The sequence below is a fragment of the Kitasatospora sp. NPDC043949 genome, from assembly GCF_056435365.1.
This window is the reverse complement of sequence record NZ_JBWKEQ010000015.1, coordinates 1-7037: the sequence shown is the minus strand read 5'-3', so window position 1 is coordinate 7037 and position 7037 is coordinate 1. Positions and strand designations below refer to the sequence as shown.

General features: G+C 72.3%; 3 protein-coding genes. 2 read left to right on the top strand and 1 reads right to left on the bottom strand.

The genetic code is table 11. The features are described 5' to 3' along the window. Positions 1-129 precede the first annotated feature (129 nt). Complete coding sequence (locus AC07AL_RS14710) at positions 130-2241, bottom strand: phosphocholine-specific phospholipase C (RefSeq protein WP_478317598.1); 2112 nt, start codon at positions 2239-2241, stop codon at positions 130-132. Between the two features lie 200 nt (positions 2242-2441). Here AC07AL_RS14710 and AC07AL_RS14705 point away from each other — a divergent pair, with 200 nt between their 5' ends. Beyond that, positions 2442-4622, top strand: coding sequence for a hypothetical protein (locus AC07AL_RS14705; protein WP_478317597.1), 2181 nt, complete (start codon positions 2442-2444; stop codon positions 4620-4622). Between the two features lie 302 nt (positions 4623-4924). Further along, the gene (locus tag AC07AL_RS14700) at positions 4925-6943 is read left to right on the top strand and encodes a transglycosylase domain-containing protein (protein WP_363586008.1); all 2019 of its coding nucleotides are present in this window, start codon (positions 4925-4927) and stop codon (positions 6941-6943) included. Positions 6944-7037 lie beyond the last annotated feature (94 nt).

The following is a 7037-nucleotide window of genomic DNA, read 5'->3' as shown; positions in this document are numbered from 1 at the left end:
CCCTCTTCTCCCTCCCCTTCCCTCCCCCCCCCCCCCCCTCCCCCCCACCCCCCCCCCCCCCCCCCGGGCCGGTTCAGGCGCTGCGCCGTCGGTCGGGCGCCGTGCCGACGGTCAGGGCCGCGCCGTCGGTCAGCGGGGGCCGGGGTCGCTGGTGCCGGGGCGGCCGTTCTCCAGGTGGCCGGCCCAGCGGCGGCGGAAGGTCGGGCCGTCGGTGGCGGCGACCGTGATGTCGTACCAGCGGCTGTCGGGGCGTATGTCGAAGGTGAACTGGGCCGAGGCGCCGCGCCGGAGGCTGCGGCTCTGCTGCGAGCCCTTGGCGTAGGCGTTGGCGACGGTCACCGTCCGGGTGACCGGCCCGTTGTTGGTGACCTTGACGCGCACCTTGGACTTCTGCGGGTCGAACAGCGCGACCAGCTCGGTCCGGGCGCTGCCCTCGAACTCGTACACCGACCCGTTCGGGCCGTGGGCGGCGAGGTGGTAGTCGCCGGAGGCGGAGTGCGGCCAGAAGTCGCCGAGGGTGTCGCCGCCCGAGATGGTGTAGCGGCGGGGAGCGGCCTTCGGCGCGGTCCGGTCGTAGACGTAGAGCCAGGCGCCAGCTTCGCCCCGGTTCTCCAGATCCAGCTGGAACCGCCCGGGGGTGTCCGTCTCCTCCTCGTTGACCACCAGGTCGTACGGGAGGGCGCGGGCCGGCCGGACGCCGGGCTCCTGGGTGGGCATCCGCTGGGGCAGCGGCACCTGGTACGGCTTGCCCTGCGAGGCGATCGGCGCGGGCACCGGGATCGAGACCGGCCGCGGGTCGGTGCCGGAGAAGTCGAGCGCCGAGGTGAGGTCGCCGCAGACCGACCGGCGCCAGGCGCTGATGTTGGGCTCCTCGATGCCGAACCGGGCCTCCAGGAACCGCAGGACGGAGGTGTGGTCGAAGGTCTCCGAGCAGACCCAGCCGCCGCGCGACCACGGGGAGATGACCAGCATCGGCACGCGCGGGCCGAGGCCGATCGGCTGGAGGCCGCCCGGGTCGGCGCCGGGGACCAGCGGGCTCATCTCGCCCGGGTGCTTGCCGAGGTCGAGCAGTTCGTCGCGCAGGCTCGCCCTCAGGTCGGCGGAGACGATGCCCTGGCCGCCCGGGCCGCTGACGACCGGCGGCATCGGCGGGACGACGTGGTCGAACAGGCCGTCGTTCTCGTCGTAGTTGATGAGGAAGACCGTCCTGCCCCAGACCTCGGGGTTGGAGGTGAGCGCGTCCAGCACGAGGTTGATGTAGTACGCGCCGTCGGTGGGCGTCGCGGACGGGTGCTCGCTGTACTTGTACGGCGGGACGATCCAGGAGACCTGCGGCAGCCGGCCCTGCTGGACGTCGGCGCGGAACTCCTTCAGCGTGTGGTCGGTGGCGCCCTTGTCCACCAGGGGGCCCGACGCGCCCTCGGCGACCTGGTACCGCTCGAAGAACATCAGCGAGTTGTCGGTGTAGTTGTCCGTGGGGGTGCCCGGCTCGCCGGAGCCGCCCTGGTACAGCTTCCAGCTGACGCCGGCCTTCTCCAGGCGCTCGGGGTAGGTGGTCCAGGTGTAGCCGTTGGTGTTGTTGCGCTCCTCCAGGCCGGGGCCGTTGGGCTTGCGGCCGTACACGTTGCGCGGGTCGCTGGTGCCGGTCCACAGGTAGATGCGGTTGGGCGCGGTGTCGGCGTGGACGGAGCAGAAGTACGAGTCGCAGAGGGTGAAGGCGTCGGCCAGGGCGAAGTGGTACGCCAGGTCCTGGCGCTTGAGGTGGCCCATCGTCATGACGTCCTGCTTCTGGTTCACCCACTGGTCGTGGCGCCCCTCGTTCCAGGCGAGGTGGCCGCTGCTCCAGCCGTGGTCGGTGCCGGCCTGGTACTCGGTGGTGTTCCTGGGGTCGATGTACCAGGGCAGAACCTCCTGCTCGGAGGCGGGCAGACCGCGGTCGTGGTAGCGGTCGGTCCTCACGGCGGCGGCGGGCTGGTGCCAGTTCGGCCGGCCGTCGGGCAGCAGCGTGGGGCGCGGGTCGTCGAACCCGCGCACGCCGCGCAGGGTGCCGAAGTAGTGGTCGAAGGAACGGTTCTCCTGCATCAGGACGACGACGTGTTCGACGTCCTCGATCGAGCGGGTCCGGCCGATCGCGGGCAGTGCCAGGGCCTTGCTGACCGCGGGCGGGATCGCGCCGAGGCCTGCGGCGGCTGCGGACGCGCCGCTCAGCTGGAGGAATCGGCGCCGGTCGATGGAGGCCACGTGGTGTCCTTCCTTCTCGGGGTAAGGGGGGTGCCAAGAAGGTTCGAACATAGGTGCCGCAGCCGGGCCGTACGAGGTCCTCCAGCGAACGCCGCATGAGTTTTCAGCCAATTCCTGTCTAGCCAACTTCCCGGGACCTACCGGTGGCGGGCCCGGAAACCCGCATGCGTCGCTCCGCGCCGTTCTGCGAGCATGACCGCATGGTCCACCGTCTCGAACCCATCGTCGTCCGGCACACCCACCACCTCCCCGCCTCCTCCTGGCCGGGCGGTCCGGCGGGGCAAGGCGCCGTCGCGGCGCGGCAGTTCGACGCCGCACTGATGTCCGTGGGTTTCAAGCTCTCGGCGGGCCTGCTGGAGCACCTGTCGGGGCTGCCCGGGGCGACGGTCGTCGACACCGCCGCCCGCACCCTGGGCACCGTCCGGGAGCTGGTGGGCGACCACGTCGGGCACAACGCCTACTTCATCGACTTCCCGCTCAACGTGCCGGACACCTTCGAGTTCTGGACGCACTGCATCGCCGGGGCGCTCGCCGACGACGCGTCACGGGACGGCGTGCTCGCCCAACTGCGCACCGGCGTGGTCGACCTGCTGACCCTCCCGGCCTACGGCAGGTACCAGCACAGCTACGCCGAACTGCTCGCCGCCCACGACGAGCTGATCGCCGCCGCGGGCGACCGCATGACGGTCCTGCACCTGGGCGGCGCCCTGGACGAGGAGGTGACGGCCCTCTACCTGGCCCTGGCCGGCAGCACCACCCCGCTGGGCGAGGAGGGCCTGCGCGACCTCGGCGTGCTCGCCGGGCACTGCGTCGCCGGTCCGCAGCCCGAGGCGATCCCGGTCCGGGAGAACCGCGCCGTCGTCAACCTCGCCCGCCTCCGGGCCGGTGCCGACCTCCTCCTGGACACCGTCACCGACGTGCTCCGGCTGGCCTGCGCACTGTCCGACGGCGACGTGACCCTGGCGGAACCGACCCGGTTCCGGGCGCTGCCACGGCCGGCCCGCCGCGCCCTGCTGGCCGGCCTCGACGCGGTCGTCGCCGCCAACCCCGCCAAGCTCGCCGACGTCACCGCGCACCGCGAGGCGTTCAAGCGCCTCGGTGAGCGCCTCCACCCGCACGAGTACCCGCGCTGGCCGCACGCCGCCGAGGTGTTCGCCGTCGCCCGCGGCGAGTTGGCGGCCCGCTCCCTCACCAGCCGCGTCGAGGAACTCCTCGGCGCCGACGACGTCACCGGCGCGGTACGGCTGCTGGCCGCCGCCCCGGGCATGCTGTTCCGGTCCCTGGACCGGCTGCTGCGCGCGGGCCGCACCCCGGAGGAGCGCGACACCGTCGTGGCCGCCGTCGAGCAGGCCGCCCCGCAGGTCTCCGGTCGGGTCCTGCTGTCGGTCCGCGAACACCTCCACAACCGCACCGGGGAAGCGGACGGGCGCCGCCTCTTCGTCAACCGCCTCGGCCGCGCCTGGGTCACCGGCGACACCCGCCCGCCCCTGACGGCACCCGAACGCGACCGCCTGCTCGCCGCCCTGGACGCCGAGACGAGCCGCCGCCTCCCCGACCCCGGGCACCTGCTGATCGACCCCGACGTGCTCGACGTCGCACTCCCGCTCAGCGGCAGGGCCACCGCCGCCGGACTCGGCGTGCTGCCCCGCGGCTCCCTCACCCCGGTCGACGGCGAACTGCTGCGCTTCTTCGTCTACTGGAAGCAGACCAGCCACAGCACCGACTTCGACCTGTCCGCCCTGCTGCTCGACGACTCCTACGAGACGCTCGGCTGGCTCTCCTACACCTCGCTCACCCAGCTCGAGGGCGAGCACTCGGGCGACGTCACCGACGCCACCGACGGCGGCTCCGAGTTCATCAACCTGCGCCTGGGCGCCGTACGCGGCAGCTCCATCGTCCCGCAGGTCAACATCTTCTCCGGCGAGGGCTTCGAGGAGGTCGAGGAGTCCTTCTTCGGCTTCATGCTGCGCGATGCCGAACAGCAGGGCCGCCCCTTCGAACCGCGCACCGTCCGCATGAAGTCGGACCTGCGCGGCCCGGGCCGGGTCGCCCTGCCACTGGCCTTCCTGCGCGGGGACGACGGCCGCTGGCACGCCAAGTGGCTGCACCTGTACCTGAAGGGCAACCCGAACTCCAACCGGGTCGAGGGGAACCGGGTGTCGGTCGCCACGCTGCTGCGCGGCATCGTCGAGCGCGACCACCTGACGGTCCGCCACCTGACCGGGCTGATGGACGAGCGCGCCACCGCCACCACGCTGTGGGACGGCGCGGCGCTCCCGGCCGGCCCGGTCACGTACATCGGCCTGGAGCGCCTGGACGGCCTGCACCCGGACTCCGTCGTCATCACCCCGGAAAACCTGCGCGACCTGATCCCCGCCTGACTGCTACCGTTGGCCCCGGCGAGGCCATGAACGGGCTTCCTTCTCACTCCACCTGACATAGCCCGTTCGCTTTCCTCGCCCTCGACCACCCGCCGGGGTGCCACAAGGCACCCCGGCGTCGTCGTTTCCCGTGGTCCACCTCCTCGGCCGGCGCTGTGAAACCCCAGGCCGGGCGGGTCTGCGCCGCCCCGCCGGTCCGCGCGGTATGACCGTGATCACATCAATTCCGTTGTGCCGTGGTCCGACCCTCATCGCGTCTGAGTTCGGGGGTCTGTGCCCACGAGCGAATCGGAGACCGGACTGTGCGTGCTCACCAAGGTGGCGGGGCCGAGAAGGAGAAGCCCGGAGGGGAGGAGCCCGAAGGGCGGCGGTGGATCGACTACCCGCGCAGAGGGCGGCGCGGAGTCCGCCGCTGGCTCCCGTCCTGGCGGCAGCTGCTCCTGGTGGCGGGGGCCGGGGCGGCGGTGCTGACGGGGTGGCTGACCTGGTTCTACGTCACCACCCAGGTCCCGGAGGACCTGAACGCCTTCGCCACCCAGCAGAACAACGTGTACTTCTGGGCGGACGGCACCGAGATGGCGCGGATCGGTGAGACCAACCGGCAGGAGGTGCCGCTCGACCGGGTGCCGGAGTCGGTGCAGTGGGCCGTCCTGGCCGCCGAGAACGAGACCTTCTACTCGGACCCGGGGATCTCCTTCACGGGCATCGGCCGCGCGGTCTACCAGATGGCCACGGGCGGTGAGACCCAGGGCGGCTCGACCATCACCCAGCAGTACGTCAAGAACAGCTACCTGAACCAGCGTCAGGACGTCTCGCGCAAGCTCAGTGAGATCGTCATCGCGATCAAACTGGACCGGCGGATGAGCAAACCGGACATCCTGGCCGGCTATCTGAACACCAGTTGGTTCGGGCGCGGCAGCTACGGCATCGAACGGGCCGCGGCGGCGTACTACGGCAAGGACGTCTCGCAGCTCAACCCGAGCGAAGGGGCCTTCCTCGCCGCCCTGTTGAAGGGGGCCGGGCAGTTCGATCCGGGGATCAGTGCGAACAACCACCGGCGGGCCGAGGACCGGTGGTCCTGGATCCTGGACCGGATGGTGAAGGTCGGCAAGCTCTCCGCCGCCGAGCGCGCCAGGTACACGGTGTTCCCCGAGCCCAGGACCCAGCCGAAGGCGGCGGGGCTGAGCGGCCAGGTCGGGTACCTGGTGGACATGGCCAGGACCTACGTGGAGGGCCACAGCGACATCACGCAGGCCCAGTTCGACCTCGGCGGCCACCAGATCTTCACCACCTTCGAGAAGCCGAAGGTCACCGCGCTGGCCGCCGCGGTGCGGGACGCCACCAAGGGGATCGACCCCGACAGCCGCGAGGCCGACCGGTTACTGAAGGTCGGCGCCGCCTCGGTGGCCCCGGACGGGAGGATCGTCGCGCTCTACGGCGGAACCGACTACCTGAAACAGGGCTTCGACAACGCCAACACCTCCACGGTGCCGGTCGGTTCGGCCTTCACCCCGCTGGTCTACGCCTCGGGCCTGAGCGAGGGCGTCCAGCGCCAGCGGGGCGGTAGCCGCACCCCGGTGACGCCCACCACCACCTACGACGGCGACGACGGCGTGAACGTGATGACCCCGGAGGGGCCGTACTGGGGGCGCAACGGGCGGATAGCGAAGACCGCCAACGACGGCAAGCGGAGCTGGGGGACGGTCACCCTGAGGAGCGCGGTGGAGCAGTCCGTCAACGGGCCGATGATGCAGCTCGCCATGGACGTCGGCCTGGACCGGGTGCAGAAGACCGCCGCCGACCTGGGCCTGCTCCCGGGCAGCATGGGGGAGTTGGTGCCGGCCTTCGGTGTCGGGAACTCCACGCCGAGCGCGATCAGGACCGCCGACGCCTACGCCGCCTTCGCCGCGGGAGGCAGCCACACGGACCCGTACTCCGTCCTGAGGATCACCCGGAACGGCGAGCCGCTCGCGCTGCGCCTGCCGACCGCCGTACAGGCGCTGACCCCGCAGGTCGCGGGGGAGGTGGACGCGGCACTGAAGAGCGCGGTCCGCACCGGGAGCGCCAAGGCGGCGGCGGAGGCCGGGCCGGACCTGGCGGGGAAGCCGGGGACGACCCCGGACCGTACGGCGGGGTGGTTCGTCGGCTACGACGCGCGGATGTCCACGGCCGTCACGGTCTTCCGGGCGGACCTGAAGGACATGAAGCTGCTCTCGCTGGAGGGGCTGGGCGGCGCCGCCCCGGACACCCCGGACTCCGCGCTGCCCACCCAGATCTGGACCTCGTACATGAAGGCGGCCGGTGGTCCGGGAGGCCGGTAGGGCCGGGGGGGGGGGGGGGGGGGGGGGGGGGGGGGGGGGGGGGGGGGGGGGGGGGGGGGGGGGGGGGGGGGGGGGGGGGGGGGGGGGGGGGGGG